At 38.4% G+C, this 17,405-nt stretch carries 19 protein-coding genes; 18 read left to right on the top strand and 1 reads right to left on the bottom strand.

Annotated features, from left to right (window positions below):
* The first annotated feature begins 100 nt into the window (after window positions 1–100).
* The 11 genes from fmt to RHP56_RS07240 all read left to right on the top strand — a co-directional run bounded on the left by fmt (window position 101) and on the right by RHP56_RS07240 (window position 10,210).
* Window positions 101–1,066, top strand: a complete 966-nt coding sequence (gene fmt, locus RHP56_RS07290; RefSeq protein ID WP_102753150.1) for a methionyl-tRNA formyltransferase — start codon at window positions 101–103, stop codon at window positions 1,064–1,066.
* Window positions 1,056–2,402: a 16S rRNA (cytosine(967)-C(5))-methyltransferase RsmB gene (rsmB, locus tag RHP56_RS07285; protein ID WP_102753151.1), complete on the top strand. Its 1,347-nt coding sequence runs from the start codon at window positions 1,056–1,058 to the stop codon at window positions 2,400–2,402. The genes fmt and rsmB overlap by 11 nt, the downstream gene beginning before the upstream one ends.
* Entirely contained in the window at window positions 2,402–3,136 is a 735-nt protein-coding gene (locus RHP56_RS07280) for a protein phosphatase 2C domain-containing protein (protein ID WP_011680184.1), read from the top strand. Before rsmB ends, RHP56_RS07280 begins: the two co-directional genes overlap by 1 nt.
* 2 nt (window positions 3,137–3,138) lie before the next feature.
* Entirely contained in the window at window positions 3,139–5,064 is a 1,926-nt protein-coding gene (gene pknB / locus RHP56_RS07275) for a Stk1 family PASTA domain-containing Ser/Thr kinase (protein WP_102753152.1), read from the top strand.
* A gap of 51 nt (window positions 5,065–5,115) precedes the next feature.
* Window positions 5,116–6,003 carry a ribosome small subunit-dependent GTPase A gene (gene rsgA / locus RHP56_RS07270; protein WP_102753153.1) on the top strand — a complete coding sequence of 296 codons (888 nt, stop codon included), beginning with the start codon at window positions 5,116–5,118 and terminating at the stop codon, window positions 6,001–6,003.
* Window positions 6,004–6,016: 13 nt separating this feature from the next.
* Window positions 6,017–6,673 (top strand): ribulose-phosphate 3-epimerase, encoded by a 657-nt coding sequence (gene rpe / locus RHP56_RS07265; protein WP_002815217.1) that lies wholly within the window; start codon window positions 6,017–6,019, stop codon window positions 6,671–6,673.
* Window positions 6,673–7,332, top strand: coding sequence for a thiamine diphosphokinase (locus RHP56_RS07260; protein ID WP_102753154.1), 660 nt, complete (start codon window positions 6,673–6,675; stop codon window positions 7,330–7,332). Before rpe ends, RHP56_RS07260 begins: the two co-directional genes overlap by 1 nt.
* Window positions 7,322–7,636, top strand: coding sequence for a thioredoxin (gene trxA, locus RHP56_RS07255; RefSeq protein WP_011680179.1), 315 nt, complete (start codon window positions 7,322–7,324; stop codon window positions 7,634–7,636). Before RHP56_RS07260 ends, trxA begins: the two co-directional genes overlap by 11 nt.
* Before the next feature lie 90 nt (window positions 7,637–7,726).
* A complete protein-coding gene (gene rpmB, locus RHP56_RS07250; RefSeq protein ID WP_002815208.1) occupies window positions 7,727–7,927 on the top strand; it encodes a 50S ribosomal protein L28 in 201 nt (66 codons plus the stop codon).
* A 208-nt stretch (window positions 7,928–8,135) separates the two neighbouring features.
* Complete coding sequence (locus RHP56_RS07245) at window positions 8,136–8,495, top strand: Asp23/Gls24 family envelope stress response protein (protein ID WP_014324985.1); 360 nt, start codon at window positions 8,136–8,138, stop codon at window positions 8,493–8,495.
* Window positions 8,496–8,503: 8 nt separating this feature from the next.
* Entirely contained in the window at window positions 8,504–10,210 is a 1,707-nt protein-coding gene (locus tag RHP56_RS07240; protein ID WP_102753155.1) for a DAK2 domain-containing protein, read from the top strand.
* Between the two features lie 47 nt (window positions 10,211–10,257).
* On the opposite strand, the gene RHP56_RS07235 is transcribed toward RHP56_RS07240, so the two are convergent.
* Window positions 10,258–10,464: a DUF4044 domain-containing protein gene (locus RHP56_RS07235; protein WP_014324983.1), complete on the bottom strand. Its 207-nt coding sequence runs from the start codon at window positions 10,462–10,464 to the stop codon at window positions 10,258–10,260.
* 100 nt (window positions 10,465–10,564) lie between these two features.
* On the opposite strand from RHP56_RS07235, the gene RHP56_RS07230 reads away from it, so the two are divergent.
* From RHP56_RS07230 to murD, 7 genes are all read left to right on the top strand, one after another.
* Window positions 10,565–10,906, top strand: a complete 342-nt coding sequence (locus RHP56_RS07230; protein ID WP_011680175.1) for a DUF3397 family protein — start codon at window positions 10,565–10,567, stop codon at window positions 10,904–10,906.
* Window positions 10,907–11,057: 151 nt separating this feature from the next.
* On the top strand, window positions 11,058–11,489 hold the full coding sequence (mraZ, locus tag RHP56_RS07225) for a division/cell wall cluster transcriptional repressor MraZ (protein WP_002815203.1): 432 nt from the start codon (window positions 11,058–11,060) through the stop codon (window positions 11,487–11,489).
* 38 nt (window positions 11,490–11,527) lie between these two features.
* Complete coding sequence (rsmH, locus tag RHP56_RS07220; protein WP_011680174.1) at window positions 11,528–12,466, top strand: 16S rRNA (cytosine(1402)-N(4))-methyltransferase RsmH; 939 nt, start codon at window positions 11,528–11,530, stop codon at window positions 12,464–12,466.
* A gap of 58 nt (window positions 12,467–12,524) precedes the next feature.
* Window positions 12,525–12,893 (top strand): cell division protein FtsL, encoded by a 369-nt coding sequence (ftsL, locus tag RHP56_RS07215; RefSeq protein WP_050895151.1) that lies wholly within the window; start codon window positions 12,525–12,527, stop codon window positions 12,891–12,893.
* Between the two features lie 2 nt (window positions 12,894–12,895).
* Window positions 12,896–15,034: a penicillin-binding protein gene (locus tag RHP56_RS07210; protein WP_059442214.1), complete on the top strand. Its 2,139-nt coding sequence runs from the start codon at window positions 12,896–12,898 to the stop codon at window positions 15,032–15,034.
* A gap of 9 nt (window positions 15,035–15,043) precedes the next feature.
* On the top strand, window positions 15,044–16,006 hold the full coding sequence (gene mraY, locus RHP56_RS07205; RefSeq protein WP_002815199.1) for a phospho-N-acetylmuramoyl-pentapeptide-transferase: 963 nt from the start codon (window positions 15,044–15,046) through the stop codon (window positions 16,004–16,006).
* A gap of 43 nt (window positions 16,007–16,049) precedes the next feature.
* Window positions 16,050–17,399: a UDP-N-acetylmuramoyl-L-alanine--D-glutamate ligase gene (gene murD / locus RHP56_RS07200; RefSeq protein ID WP_084014484.1), complete on the top strand. Its 1,350-nt coding sequence runs from the start codon at window positions 16,050–16,052 to the stop codon at window positions 17,397–17,399.
* Window positions 17,400–17,405 lie beyond the last annotated feature (6 nt).

Raw genomic sequence — 17,405 nt, 5'->3', positions numbered from 1 at the left:
TAATAAATACTGATAACTGTCCGAGATTGCTCGGACATTTTTGTGTTATCGTGCGAATAAAAAATAAAACACCCTAACACAGCTGTTTGAGAGGTATAAAATGACATATTCAGTAGTATTAATGGGCACTCCAAGTTTTGCAGTACCGATATTAGAAGCGCTTCTTGAAAATAATGATTATGATGTGAAGGCTGTTGTGACACAACCCGATCGCCCACAGGGACGCAAGCATACTTTAACACCAAGTCCTGTTAAAGTTGCAGCACTGGCGCACGACGTGCCTGTTTTACAACCAGAAAAAATAAGTGGTTCTCCTGAGATGCAACAAGTCATTGATATTAATCCTGATTTCATCGTGACCGCAGCATTTGGACAATTTTTACCTACAAAATTATTAGACGCGGCCAAAATTGCTGCAGTTAACACGCATGCTTCATTATTACCAAAATATCGAGGTGGTGCACCAGTTCATTATGCCATTATGAATGGCGATAAAGAAACCGGTGTTTCAATTATGTACATGGTCAAAAAAATGGATGCCGGTGATGTTATTGATACGATAAAAGTTCCAATTACGAGCACCGATAATGTTGGCACGATGTTTGACAAATTAAGTATTGCTGGACGTGATTTGCTATTAAAGACACTCCCTAAAATCGCTACCGGTAATATTGACCCAGTAGTACAAAATGAAGAAGAAGTTACTTTTTCACCAAATATACCGCACGACATGCAGAATCTTAATTTTGCGACAGAAACAGCCCAAGAACTAGACTGGCATATACGTGGTTTATATCCAACTCATCCAGCTTTTGTGCAGGTTTTGGATCAACGCGTGAAAATCACTGATGTGACACCCTTGCCTGAATTAACAGCGCAAGAACCGGGCACCATTGTTGAGAAAAGCAAAAAACAATTAAAAGTGGCCTCCGCAAATGGTACGGTTGTTCAAATCAACCGACTACAGCCGGCAGGTAAATCAGAAATGGCGATTAGTGCCTATTTAAATGGCGCTGGAAAAGATCTTGAAGTAGGTCAGAAATGGGCAACAATTAATGAGCGATAAACGAGTTTACAGTGACAATCCACGTGTTTTAGCAGTTCAAACACTAGCCAAAATAAAAAATGGTGCATATTCTAATCTACAATTAAATCAAGTGATCAAGCAACATAAGCTGGGTGAAGCAGATACTCGTTTATTAACAACTTTGGTTTACGGTGTCATTCAGCATCGCTTAACTTTTGAGTATTGGCTTGAACCTTTCGTAGGTAGCAAAAAAATTGATCCATGGGTTCGGGAGCTGCTATATACAGCTATTTTCCAAATGGAATACCTAGATAAGATACCACAGCATGCCATCTTTAATGAATCAATTGAAGTAGCTAAAATACTAGGGCATGTTGGAACAGGAAAATTTGTTACTGCCATCTTGCATAACATTAGTCGTAAAGGCCTTCGTAGTGTTGCCGACATTGGTGATGACATACAACACCTTTCTATTGAAGCAAGTTTGCCGGTTTGGTTGGTTGAAGAGTTGATTAAGCAAAATGGGGATGAACGAGCACGCCAAATCATTGCTACAATCAATGATGCACCTAAGCAATCCATTCGTGTTAATACGTTACTAGCTACTGATCAAGCAGTGGTTACTGCGCTAGAATCAGAAAATCTCACTATTACAGCATCTAGCGTTGCTGCACATGCGTTTTTAGTCAGCGGTGGGCATGTGGCCAGTTCTAAAGCATACCATGATGGTTGGTTAACTTTGCAGGATGAAAGTGCGATGCTACCAGTAGAAAGTTTACATTTGACGCCTGAGGTTAAAAGTATTTTAGATGCAGCGGCGGCACCTGGTGGAAAAACCACGCAACTTGCACAATACAGCGCTCCAGATGCTGTGATTACGGCCTTAGATGTTCATGAGCATAAAATTAAGTTAATTAACAACAATGCTGAGAGATTACACGTAGCCGATAAAATTCATGCACGTGTCCTAGATGCAAGAAAAGTTCCTGAACAAATTGACAAAAAATTTGATCGAATTTTAGTTGATGCACCATGTTCAGGATTTGGTTTATTGCGTCGAAAGCCTGAAATTAGATATGATAAAACCTTGGAAGATGTCGAAAGTTTAGCTCGTTTACAAACACAAATTTTGGATTCAGTTAGCCAAAACCTTGCAAAAAATGGTATCATGGTTTACAGTACTTGTACAATCTTGCGTCAAGAAAATGACGATGTTGTAACAAATTTTTTGGAAGACCATCCAAATTTTGAATTAATTCCAACGGAAACAACGTATAAATTAAAATTAGATCATGGCGAAAAAGCCTTACATGTGTATCCCAATGATTACCATACAGATGGCTTTTTCGTTGCTACATTGAGGAAAAATGATTAATGGCAATTGCCTATCGTACGGATCCTGGATCCAAGCGCCACGACAATGAAGATTATGTAGGTTCTTTTATAAATAAAGTTGGACGGACAATGGTGATCGTTGCTGACGGCGTTACTTCGAATGAAGGCGGTGAGGTTGCCAGTGCAATGACTGTTGAGCACTTCGGACATGCTTGGGAAAGCAATGATTTGGAGACAATTGTTCCTACAATTGCGTGGTTAAAAAAACAAGCTAAAATTGAAAATGATGCTATTATAAAGGCCGGGCAACGCTTTCAAGAGCTGTCACAGATGGCAACGACCGTTGTTTTGGCTGTATTGTTTGACGAAAAAGTTGTGATTGCTAATTTAGGCGATTCCAAAGCCTTTTTGTTGCATAATAATCAATTAACCCAACTGTCCAATGACCATATTTTAAAAAATGAAATCGTTCGTAGAGGGGCTATGGCCAGTGCAGATGCTAGTAACATGGTACACGCTAATAGTGTGACACGATTTTTAGGTGTTGATGAACACGCAGATATTGAAATTTCTCAACACGATTTTGTGGCAGATGATATTTTATTTCTAACATCTGATGGTATTACAAAAGTATTAGACTACAAGACAATTAAGCAAATAATGCGCTACGAAGAACCACTTGATATTAAAGTTTTTGATATGATTCAGCAAGCAAATGAAAAAGGCGCACCAGATAACGTGACGGCGGTACTCGTCACACATGAAAAGGATTAGAGATGTTACCAGATACACTAGTTGACAATCGATACCGTATTATAAAATCGCTTGGCGATGGCGGTATGGCCAATGTTTATTTGGCGCATGATGAATTTCTTAATCGTGATGTAACGTTTAAAATGATGCGTCTTGATATGAAAAATGATGTAGATTTGGCAAAACGCTTTCAACGTGAGGCCTTATCAGTAACAGAACTGATTAATGACAATATTGTCCAAGTATACGACGTTGGTGAGTACCAAGGTTCACAATATATTGTCATGGAATATGTTGATGGTACAAATCTTAAATCATACATTGGTGAACATTTTCCAATTGCATATCAACAAGTTGTTGATATTATGATGCAAATATTAAACGCCGTGCAGGCTGCACATAATTCAGGTATTATTCATCGTGATTTAAAACCACAAAATATTTTAATTGACAGAAATGATCAAGTGAAGATTACCGATTTCGGTATTGCAATTGCTAAGTCAGAGCAAGATTTGACGCAGACGCATACCGTGATTGGTTCAGTTCATTATTTGTCACCAGAACAAACCCGTGGGGGCATGGCATCAGCAAAGTCTGATATCTATGCACTTGGTGTTATGTTATATGAAATGCTAACGAAGCAAGTGCCGTATGAAGGAGATACGCCGGTCGCAGTAGCACTAAAACATGCAACTGCTGATATGCCTTCAGTACGTGATTTTGATCCAAGAATTCCCCAAGCACTAGAAAATGTTATTTTAAAAGCCACAGCTAAGAACCCACAGGATCGTTATTTAGATGTCTCAGTTATGGCTGAAGATTTAAAAACAGTTCTATCGCCACGTCGTTCAAATGAACAACGATTTGCGCCAACTGCGGATATTGAAAACGAAACGCGCATTATTCCGATGGAACAAATTCAAGACCAGCTCAAGAATGGTGTTTCCTCTGTTAATGTTTTACCGGAGGAAGTTCCTGAGGAACCATCAGTAAAAGATCTGATCATTGAGTATGGTAAAAAAGGTTACGCTGTTAAAAGTATCGCAAAAATTGTTGATCGGACACCTAATTATGTTAGAAGTGTGCTTCGGGGCAATGGCATCAAGTATCGTGAAAATAAATTACCTAAAATTTTGGCTTTTGCAGTGCTTTTTATTGTTGCTATTATTGCTATTTTTGCGTTTATTCATATTCAGGCTAGTCAAATCACTGTGCCGAGCTTATCCAACTTAACAAGAGCCAAGGCTGAAAAGAAAATACAAGAAGCTGGATTGAATGTTGGTAGTGTGACTTCGACAACTTCGACAACCATCAAAAAGGGCAGTGTTGTGCGTTCAACCCCTAAAGAAGGAACTGACGTAAAAAAAGGGGACAGTATCAACTTGGTTATTTCCTCTGGTAAGGCAAAAGTGCGTTTTGGAGATTATGTTGGATCGGATTATGATGTAACAGCAGCACAATTGCGCTCGCAAGGATACGAAATTCAAAAAGAACAACAAGCGTCAGATAGTGTAGCTGCAGGCATAATTATAGCTCAATCTATTAATGCCAATGGGAAGGTAGACCCTACAGCCACAAAGGTGACTTTCACTGTCTCAACAGGACCGGTTAAGATTACTGTCCCTGACTTCACTAAAAGTAGCACACAAAGCGATGTTCAAAATTGGGCATCACAAAATGATGTCACTGTTAATTTTAATACGACTTACTCCAATTCTGTTAAGAAGGACCATGTTATTAGTCAATCAATCCGTGGCGGATCAAAGATTACAAAAGATAACACCTTATTAATTACGATTTCACAGGGACCAGAACAATCGAGCTCAAGTAGTAGTAGTTCATCGTCTTCTAGTTCTAGCAGTAGTTCCTCAAGCAGTTCAACAAGTAGTGAGGATTCTAGTACTACATCATCGGACAGTTCCACATCTGAGAGCTCTTCGAGTCAATAACAACGTGTCTAAAAGTCGATATTATCGGCTTTTTTTGTTATGATTAATGGTATGAAAACAGGACGAATTATTAGATCGCTCAGCGGTTATTACGATATACAGTTACCCAGTGGTGACATTCAAAGAACGCGAGCTCGCGGTGAATTTCGGAAATCTAAGCAAAAACCGCTAGTTGGCGATTTTGTTGATTTTGAGAGTGAAAATGACGAGGGCTTTATTTGGGCAATCCATGAACGGGAGAACTTTTTAGTTCGCCCGCCAATAGCAAATATTGATATTGCCGTTATTGTGACAGCTGTCAAGGAACCTGATTTTGCACCAAATTTGTTAGACCGTCAGTTGGTGGCACTTGAAGCTGCAAACGTAAGACCGTTGATATATTTTTCTAAAATGGATTTGCTGGAAAAATCTGAACATGAGAAAATAAATCACGTCGCTAATTATTATCAAAGTATTGGTTATGATGTTATTTTTTCAGATTCAAAAAGCGCTTTTGAAGCGCTTAAAATGATGTTAAAAGACCATGTTTCAGTTTTTATGGGGCAAACGGGAGCTGGAAAATCAACATTACTGAATCATCTATCGCCACAACTCGGGCTTGAAACGGGTGAAGTTTCTAAAGCGTTGAGTCGAGGAAAACACACAACACGACAGGTAACGTTGATTGAGGTAGATGAGGCTTTGATTGCTGACACGCCAGGATTTTCTTCATATGAAGTGTTTGATTTTCCTGTTGAAGAATTAGATGATTATTTTCCAGAGTTTGTTGAAAAACGTCAAGATTGTCGTTTCCGTGGATGTTTACATCTGAATGAACCAGGATGTGCCATTAAAGAGGCTGTAGCGGTTGGCACAATCACACAGTCAAGGTATAATAGTTATAAGGCGTTTTATGAGTTGATTAAAGCGCAAAAACCAAAATATAAAACAGACAATTAAAAAGAGGTATATCATGTCAGGAATCATTGCACCATCAATTTTGAGCGCAGATTACACAAATTTGGAACGTGACGTCAAGCTTGTTGAAGCTGCTGGTGCAGAGTATTTGCACATCGATGTTATGGATGGTACTTTTGTGCCCGCTATATCTTATGGTCCAAATTGGGTCAAGCAATTGCGCCCGGAAACTGATTTAGTGTTAGACGTTCACTTAATGATTCAAAATCCAGAACGCTTTGTTGAAGAATTTGCGGATGCTGGTGCAGACATCATTGGTGTTCATGTTGAAGCAACACCACATATTCACCGTGCTTTACAAATGATTAAGAACAAAGGTGTCAAAGCAGAAGTTGTTATCAATCCAGGAACGCCAGTATCCGCAATTGAAGCAGTACTGGATATGGTTGATCAAGTACTAGTTATGACTGTAAACCCAGGATTTGGCGGACAAAAGTTCTTGCCATCAACGCTGCAAAAAATTGAACAACTACAAACATTCCGTGAGGAGCGTGGCTTTGACTTCGATATTGAAATTGATGGTGGCGTGAATAACGAGACGATTAAATCAGCATATGATGCTGGTGCAAACGTTTTTGTGGCTGGATCGTATGTGTACGATAAAGTAGATCCTGCTGCAAAAATTGGTATTTTGAAAGATTTAATTAAATAATGCAGATTAATATCTTAGCCGGTGGGCCAACGGAATTATGGCCCAAAAATCTATTTCAGGAACAAGGGATGTGGATTGGCGCTGATAGAGGTGCTTGGTATCTATACCAAAAAAATATACCAATGATCATGGCGGTTGGTGATTTTGATTCTCTAACAGATTTTGAATTAACCACAATTCAAAATCATTTAGCCGCGCAAAAAATTATTCATGTCAAGGCCGAAAAAGATGAAACGGACACAGAATTGGCCTTGATGTACGCTCAAGAAAAAGATCCCGATACTATTAAAATATTTGGTGCTACTGGTGCACGAATTGATCACATGTTGAGTAATTTGTGGTTAATGGCTGATGAAAAGTTTGAAAGTATTGTTGAAAAAACGAATTTTATTGATAATACAAACATCGTGAGCTATGTTACACCTGGCTTAAGTGAGATTGCAAAGTATCCTAACTCAAAGTATTTAGGATTTATGCCGCTCAATGATGTTGAGAACTTCAAAATAATAGATGCCAAGTACCCATTGACACTAACAAAAAATAAGTATAAAATGTGGTCATCGAATGAATTTATATCAGATTCAGTTCACGTGTCCTTTGATACAGGAATCATAATGATTACGCAGTCTGTAGATGGAGAAAAACAACATGGCAGTTAAAACAGTAGAAGATGCAACTTTTAATCAAGAAACAAACACGGGCGTTAGCATAACAGATTTTTGGGCAACTTGGTGTGGTCCATGTCGCATGCAATCACCTGTTCTGGATGTGCTATCTGATGAAGTCGACGATGTGAAGTTTGTTAAAATGGATGTGGATGCTAACCCTGAAACTCCTGCTGCATTCGGTATTCGTGCTATTCCAACGCTTTTGATTAAAAAAGATGGAGAAGTTGTGGAACGCTTAACGGGATTCCATAATAAAGAACAATTAGCAAAGATTTTAGCTAAATATACAAATTAACTTGTCAAAGGGTTGAATTTCTGGTAAAATTTAATATTGTTGTAGAAAGAGCTTTTAAAAAATAAACAGCTCGAAGAAGGAGGGTTAAACATGGCAAAAGATGCTATTACTGGTGCGCGTACACGCTTTGGTAACCAACGTTCACACGCGTTGAACTCAAGTCGTCGTAGCTGGAAGCCAAACTTGCAAAAAGTTACGGTTAAAATTAATGGTGCTGCACCAAAGAAAGTTTACTTGACAGCACGTACTTTGAAGGCTGGATTGAAGAACGGTTCTATCGAACGCGTTTAAGCTAGTATTTCGTTAGCTTGCTGACGTCGTAAGACCACCATGGGGTGGTCTTTTTTATTAATAGATAGAACACCTCTCAATGCAACTTAATTTATGTATGGTAAAATATACTTAGTAAACTCTTTGTGAGGAGGAAATGCATTTATTGTTATACTTTAGGGTGTTGATAAAAGACATCTCAATATAACGATAAATGTTCTTAAATTTTATGGCAATTATAATTAAAACAAATAATGGCGATATTAGCCTTGAAAATGATGTTATTGCTACAATTGTTGGTGGATCTGCAATTGAAAATCCTGGTGTTGTTGGGATGGCATCTAAAGCAACTTTTCGCGATGGCGTTAATCAGATTCTGAATCGGGAAAACTATGCTAAAGGCGTTGTAGTTCATCAAAAAGATAGTGGTGTTGCAGTTGATGTCTACTTAGTTGCACAGTACGGTACTAAATTGTCCGAGATTTCAAAATCAGTTCAAGGTAAAGTAAAGTATAATCTTGACGCATTTTTGGGTATTCATGTTTCTGAGGTTAACGTGATTGTTCAGGGTGTTCGCGTCAGTGACTAGGAGAGATTATGTCAGTTAATTCACTAACAAAGATTACCAATGTTGAATTTGGTAAGATGATTAATGCTGCAGCGGCTGTACTTGCTGCTAATGCAGATAAAATTAATAAATTAAACGTATTTCCGGTTCCTGATGGCGATACAGGAACGAACATGAGCCTTTCAATGGCGAGTGGTGCGCAGTATGAGCGTGACTCACTAGAAACAGAAATTGGTGCCTTGGCCAAAGCTACTTCCAAGGGTTTACTGATGGGAGCACGTGGTAACTCAGGCGTGATATTATCACAAATTTTTCGTGGATTTTCCAATAGTATGGCTGGAAAAGAAACACTATCGGCACGTGATCTAGCTGATGCATTAATGAGTGGTGCACAAGTGGCATATAAGTCAGTGATGAAACCTACTGAAGGAACAATCTTGACGGTTATTCGTGAGGCGGCAGCTAAAGCAAACAAGGTGGCTGATCAAACAGACGACATTGTTGAACTGATGGCTGCTGTTCAGGAAGCAGCACAAGTAGCTCTGGATTCAACGCCTGAATTGTTACCAGTCTTAAAAGAAGTGGGTGTTGTTGATTCTGGCGGACAAGGACTTGTTTTCGTATTGCAAGCTTTCTATCAAGTGATCAGTGGTGATTTTAATGAAGAAGATATTAAAGCACCTGATAATGCTGAGCTTGATCAAATGGTCAAGGAACTTCATGCGGGGGCGCAAGCTAGTAGCAGTTTAGATCCAGCAGATATTAAATATGGTTACTGTACTGAAATTATGGTTCAGATTGGTAAAGGCACAACATATGATCATGATTTTGATTACCAAAAGTTTTACGATTATTTAGCAGAATTAGGTGACTCTTTATTAGTTATCAACGATGATGAAATTGTTAAAGTACACGTGCATACTGAGAAGCCTGGTAAGGTAATCAGTTGGGGAACACATTTTGGTTCACTAGTTAAAGTTAAAGTCGACAATATGCGCGATCAACAGCAAACAGTTATTGATGCACAACGTGCAGAAGAAGCACGTGTTGAAAAAATAGCTGTAATGCAGGTCCCAGTATCTGACACAGCAGTAATTGCCATTGCTGCTGGGGATGGTATTGCTGAACTTTTCAAAAGTTTAGGCGTTCATACTGTGATTTCTGGTGGACAGACAATGAATCCATCAACTGCTGATATTGTTAAGGTTATTGAAGATAGTGGCGCAAAAAGGGCTATTATTTTACCGAACAACAGCAATATTTTCATGGCAGCAGAACAGGCAGTTACATTAGCGGAAATTCCAGTAGAAGTTGTTAAAACACGTACAATTCAACAAGGATTAACAGCGATGATGGGCTATAACCCTGATGCTGATTTGGAACAAAATGCTGCAGAAATGTCAGAAATGATGGCTGATGTAAAGTCGGCGCAAGTCACACAGGCAGTTCGCGAAACTAAATTTAATGGCCATGAAATTCATCATGGTGATTGGATGGGGATTATCGATGGTGACATTGAAGTCGTAGCTCACAATGTTGAATCAGCTGCGCAAGAAGCTATTCAAAAAATGATTGATGATGATTCTGAAATTGTGACAATTATTTTTGGTGAGGGAACAAAAGCTAAAGTTGCACAAAAGTTAAAAGCATTTGTGGAAGAATTAGATGACGGTCTAGAAGTCGAAGTTCACGATGGTGGACAACCATTGTATCCATTCTTCATATCAGTTGAATAATAAAAAAGACGTAAATTCAGTACTACACTGAATTTACGTCTTTTTTATTATAGCCAGCCTAATGCGCTAATAGCTGCGTATATTACTGATCCAGCCATTAAGATAACCATAAACCATGACATAATTAACGTCATTTTTTCGAGACGTGTCCGTGGTTTTTTATCAATTTTTGGCACCTTGTGCTGGTTTAACTTTGATTCTATTTCGGCTTGTAATTTTGTGTTAACCGGTCGATGGTTTTGTTCGTCAGTCATTGATATCACCTCTAATATATTACTTTCTAGTCTAACATATCTTCTAAAATAATTGAAATTTCTACGCGAATTCGTTAAAGTTAGATACGAGGTAATTAACATGCAATGGTGGATTTGGCCACTCGGTGGTTTTATTTTTTGGACAGTTGTCATTATATTTAAGAAATGGACAGCTTTAAAACAAGCATCTATTAAAACATTAGACATTATTACGATTCCTAACTGGATTGTATTGCACCAAACAATGGGTTATCTATTTGGTATTAGCTTTGTTCCTTGGTTTTTACTTGTATGGTTGGTCGTTGGGATCTTTTTAGCTTGGTTTTTATTGCAAAATAACTGGCGATGGCAAACATTTTGGCGAAGGTACTGGCAATGGAGTGGTTTATTGGCCGCAATAATTGTCATTTTGATAACAATTATTGGGTTATTCCTCCATTAAACCCCACATTTTTGAAGCGCAGTTATCCTTGATAACTGCGCTTTTTGTGTGCTGAAAATTTACTAGTTTGTGACAAAACAATAATTTGGGTGGAGTGAAGTGGGGAAATGTGGTAAATTAATAGTATAGAAATTTTAATGGAGGTGGCTCTATGTTCATGGGTGAATATTCACATACGCTTGATACAAAGAGTCGCTTAATTATTCCGGCAAAATTTCGTAATCAACTCGGTGATCAATTCATTATTACAAAATGGATGGAGAAATCACTTCGCGCTATGCCGATGGCAGTTTGGGAAAAATTGCAAGAGCAGTTAAATCAATTACCATTAGGCAAGAAAGATGCACGTGCTTTTAGACGTTTTGTTATGGCTGGTGCATTAGAAGCCGAGTTTGATAAGCAGGGACGAATTGTTGTTCCTAATAATTTAAGAGAATACGCGTCACTAGAAAAAAGTGTTGTAGTTACCGGTGTTGGTGATTCATTTGAAATATGGAGTGCAGAGAATTGGTCAGCATATACGGCTGAAACTGCGGATGATTTTGATAATATTGCTGAAGGTTTGGTAGACTTCGACCTTTAAACGAATTAATAATACAAGTTTTAAGAAAGAGGGCTGCTATGCCATTTGAACATGTAACAGTACTCTTACATGAGGCTATTGCTCTATTAGATATTAAACCAGAAGGAACTTATGTCGATGCTACATTAGGTGGCGGTGGACACACTGGAGAAATCTTAAAGCAACTCACAACCGGTACACTTTATAGTTTTGACCAAGATGATACAGCTATCCAATATAACGCTGAACAATACGCAGATGAAATCGCTGCTGGTAAATTAGTTATAATTCATAAAAATTTTCGGACATTAACCTCCGCATTAGCGGATTATGGTGTGACAGCAGTTGATGGTATTGTTTACGATTTGGGTGTTAGTTCTGTGCAATTTGATGATGGTCAGCGAGGGTTCAGTTATAAATATGATGCTGAACTTGATATGCGCATGGATCAACGCCAAGCATTAACAGCTAAAACAATTGTTAATGAGTGGCCGTTTAATGAATTGATGCGTGTTTTGAGCCGTTATGGAGAAGATCGCTTCCCTAAGCAAATTGCTCGAAAGATTGAGCAGCACCGTGAAAACGCACCAATTAATACGACTTTTGAATTGGTAGACATCATTAAAGAAGCAATTCCAGCACCCGCCCGTCGAAAGGGTGGACATCCTGCAAAACGCTCATTTCAAGCATTTCGTATTGCTGTCAATGACGAATTAGGTGCCTTAGAAGATTCATTAACTCAAGCACTTGAGTTATTAGCAACTGACGGCAAAATTAGTGTGATTACTTTTCAGTCATTAGAAGATCGCTTAGTAAAACAAATGTTTCGTGAAAAATCTTCGGCACCAGAATTACCTGCTGGTTTGCCAGTGCTACCGGGGCAATTTGAAGCTGATTATGAGTTATTAACGCGCAAACCAATTTCACCAAGCACAGAAGAGATGGCTATCAATCATCGTGCAGAGTCGGCGAAACTACGTGGCATAAGAAGAAAATAGACTAGATGCTGTGGTCTTACATAAGATTAGCAATGATAAATAAATTGGAGAATATTACATGGCACAAAATGCATATCAATATACACCTTTAGCACAGCAAGCACCTTTAACAGCATCTCAGCCGCGTACTCATAGTCGTACTAAATATAAAGCAGCCGCTTGGACAAAAAAAGAGCGAATAATGGTAGCTATTGTTGCCACTGTTGTTTTGGCATTGATGGTTGGCGTTGTTTATACAAGCATGCAAACGACCAAAACAACAGCTAGTGTAAACACGGTTCAAACCAAGATTGATGAAACTAAGCAAAATAATGACGATTTACGTACACAGGTGCAAACAGCCATGAGTAAAAAAAATCTAGATAAGGTTGCAAAAAAATATGGCATGACACTGTCTGACAACAGTGTGCGCAATATTAATCAATAATTATGAAAAACAAAGTGAGACGGATACCACACAAAAAAATCACGAAAAACGCCAAGACCTTTGGCGTTCTGATGCTTATCGCAACGACCATCGTGATTTTAGGACTTGGTGTGCGTCTTTTTATTATCGCGGGTAATAAATCGGTAGATGGTCATAATCTTACAAAAGCCACACGTGAAGCCTTTATGGGAAAACAAAATATTATTGCCTCTCGTGGCAAAATATTTGATTCGGACGGGCAGGTGTTGGCAGAAAATACCACAGTCTATAATATGTACGCAATATTGAATAAAAATCAGAAAGATACTGATGGTAAGCCATTGTATGTAACGGACAAAGCTAAAGTCGCTCGTGAGTTAAGCAAGGTAATCAATCTAAAAGAAAAAGAAATCTATAAACGCTTGTCCAGTAAACAATTTCAAGTTGAATTTGGTACCGCGGGTAAAAACTTGACGATTGCGCAACATAATAAAATTGAGAAAATGAAGCTTTCAGGTATCTCATTTACTTCACATCAGGCTCGAACATATCCTAATGATCAGATGGCTTCGCATCTGATTGGAAATGTGAACATGGTTGAAGGTAGTAGTGGTCAGTCAACTATATCTGGCATAATGGGTATTGAAGCATCAGAAAACAAATTGCTATCAGGTAAAAACGGTATCAAGAGTTATCAGGGGCAAAAAACTGATAGCAGTAAAAGTGTTAAAAATGGAGATGACGTTTATCTCACGTTAGATTCTTCGCTACAGACAACGTTGGAAACACGAATGGACACATTTGTGAAAGCCACTAAACCAACAGCAGCAGTTGCTGTGTTAATGGAAGCTAAAACAGGTCGTATTGTCGCAGCAACGCAACGACCTAATTTTAATCCTAATGATAAATCAGATACTCCAACAGTTTGGTCCAATTTGTTAGATCAAGGAGCCTTTGAGCCAGGATCTACCATGAAAGGCATAACATTAGCCGCAGCTATTGATACTGGTAAGTGGCAGCCTAACGCAACCTTCCAGTCAGGAACTTATCTGATTGACGGAAAGGAAGTGACAGATTCTTTTGGTGATGATCAAGGACAAATGACATATCGAGAGGGCTTCTGGCGTTCATCGAACGTCGCATTTGCAAAAACAGAGCAAAAAATTGGTGCACAGACGTGGAAAAATTATTTAGAAAAATTCAAGTTTTTGCAGTCAACCCAGTCAGGGCTAAATGGCGAAGAAGCAGGGTCAATCTCGTTTTCATATGCGATTGATCAAGCAAACACAGCGTTTGGTCAAGCAATCCGTGTTACACCCTTGCAAATGATACAAGCTTATTCAGCAATTGCCAATAATGGTAAAGAAATTAGACCGTACTTTATTGATAAAATTGTCAATTCGTCTACTGGAGAAATAGTTAAACAAGGTAAAACAACGACAGTTGGACATCCCATCAAAGCTAGTACGGCAAAGCAAGTCAGAAAATATATGATAGATGTTGTTAATAAGTCGGATGGAACTGCTAAGGAATTTGATCTTAGTGATTACGGTTATCAGATTGCTGCTAAAACAGGTACAGCTCAAATCAGTGAGAATGGTCAATATTCACAGACTTATAAAGATGCCATCCATTCGGTGATGGTTCTAGCGCCGGAAAAAAATCCAAAATATATATTCTACATGGCTGTCAAGCAACCCTCAAAATTGCCTGACGGTGATATTCAACCAACAATGAGTAAACTATTTAAGCCTTTAATGCTCCAGGCTTTAAATGATAGTGATAGTGCGGTAAAATCAAAGACAACTAAACAAACAGTACCTAATGTAGTTGGGCAATCTATTTCAAGTGCAAAATCTACAATGACAAAGGCTGGATTTAGAGTTGCAGTTGTGGGATCAAAAGGTAAAATTACTAGTCAGTCATTGCTAGCTAATCAAAAGTCATTGACAAACCAATTAGTAATTTTGACTGCAAAAGGAAACACATATATGCCAAATATGATTGGTTGGAGTTTAGTTGATGCGCAAACATTTGCTAATAAAATAGGCTTCAAACTAACGTGGAAAGGTTCTGGATTTATTTCGGGCCAAAGTATAGCTGAAAACCAACTTATTGTAAAAAGTAGTGTTGTGTCAATTGCTTTAAAAGAGAAGGAGTAATGGGAGAAAATGACAGAGTATTTTTGGGCATTCACCCGTGCGTTTATTGTTACTGTAATATTCATGCCTGCGGTGATCAAATTTTTAAAACAATCTAAAGAACAGGCCGTAATTCGGAAACTTGGGCCTGACCATCAATCTAAAGCAGGTACACCAAGTATGGGTGGGGCATTGTTTATTGCAGCTGCATCGCTAAGCGCACTGATTGGTAGTGTCGCTTATTCGGGTAAAATTGGATTTGTAATGGTGCTTATACCCATCTTGGCAGTTGTTGCTTACGCAATTATTGGTGGCATTGATGATGCGTTGAAAATGATTCATCATGCGGATGATGGTTTCCGCTTCATACCAAAACTTTTGGCGCAAACGTTATGTGCGGTTGTCATCATGATTATTATGTGGATTATGCAAATACCACTCATATTAAATATACCGTTTATTGGTGTTTTTAATTTAGGAATCTTTTACTTCATTTTCCTGTGGTTTTGGCTGGTGGGTTGGTCAAATGCGACTAACTTAACAGATGGCTTAGATGGTCTACTAACGGGGACAAGTCTTATTGTCTATCTCGTATATACGTGGATTGCTTTAGGAGTTCATAACCATATAATTGTGATTTTTAACGCCTCAATTATCGGTGCGTTGGTTGGCTTTTTGTTATTTAACAAACCAAAAGCAAAAATTTTTATGGGCGATACCGGATCTTTAGCTTTGGGTGCTGGGCTGGCAATCGAATCAATTGTACTTGGCATTCCTTTTTCACTTTTATGGTTTGGGTTGATTTTTGTTATCGAGACCCTATCAGTAGTTATTCAAACAATTGGCTATCATTTCTGGAAAAAGCGAATTTTTCCCATGGCGCCAATACATCACTCATTTGAAAAGTTTGGCTGGAATGAATGGCAAATTGATGCCTTGTTCTGGATTGTAACTGCAATCATAGGAATTATTGGTATTTTGTATATGAGTTAAAGCGGACATTAACCGCGTACATATAATAGAAATCAGGTTAGTTATGCAAGCAACAGATTTTAAAAACAAAAAAGTAATGGTATTTGGTTGGGCACGTTCAGGAAAAGCAGCAGCACAACTATTAACAAAATTAGGTAGCAAAGTTACAGTGGTCAATGGCGGCGAATTTGATGCGCAAGATGCTACTTATCGATCGTTATTGGCTGCTGATGTAACATTGATTGGCACGGACAATGCCGAAACGCTTGATAGCACATATGATTACCTGATTAAAAATCCTGGTATTAATTATGACCATCCTTTAGTGCAAAAAGCTGAAAAACTTAATATTCCTATATTGACAGAAGTTGAGATTGCCTTGAGCACTTTCAATGGTCGCTTGATAGCAGTAACTGGCTCGAACGGAAAAACAACAACTACATCATTAATTCGTGATATGTTGAAGGCTGACGGCCAAAATGTAATAACTGCGGGAAATATCGGTGTTCCAGTTAGTGAAGTGGTTTTTGATTTAACTCGAGAAGATACTTTATTATTGGAGTTATCTAGCTTCCAATTATTAGGACTACCTGATATCCAACCAGACATCGCGTTGGTTACTAATATTTTTTCAAATCATTTAGATTACCATAAAACGCGCGCCAACTATGTTGCTGCTAAATTCCGCATTACGCGCCATCAAAATGCTAATCAATACTTGGTTTTAAATGCTGATGGGCAAGATACAGAAAAGTTTAAAAATGAAACTGAGGCTCAAGTTTTAGAATTTTCTAGAACAAACCAGCATTTTCCAGTTGCATTTTCGAATGGTAATTTGACATTAACAGATGAAATTGTGATGCCTACTAAGGATATTAAGTTAGTAGGACCACATAATCAGGAAAATATTTTAGCTGCTGTAACAGTAGCTAATTTAGCCGGTGTGTCTAAACCAGCTATTCGAGAAGTTTTAAAAACGTTTAGTGGTGTAGCACATCGACTGCAATATCTGTTCACAGCCGGTGATGTTAAATACTATAACGATTCTAAAGCAACAGATATTGAAGCCACTCAAACCGCTTTGGATAGTTTTGATTGTCCAACGATATGGATTGGAGGCGGTTTAGAGCGTGGCGATGATTTGAAACGTTTGCTACCAAATCTAAAAAATGTGAAGGCAGTTATTGCTGTTGGAGAAACGCAACAAAAAATTGTAACACTTGCACGTGAGGCTGGAAAACCAGTGATTGCTGTGACTGATGTCGAACATGCTGCGCCAGTAGCTGTTCAATTAGCTTCACCAGGAGATGTAGTGTTGCTTTCTCCGGCACAGGCAAGTTGGGATCAATATAGTAGCTTTGAAGAGCGCGGTGATAATTTTGTTGCATCACTGAAAGAAACATTGAATTCATGAGAGGAC

Source organism: Leuconostoc sp. C5, from assembly GCF_056530425.1.
This window is presented reverse-complemented; position numbering and strand designations above follow the sequence as displayed.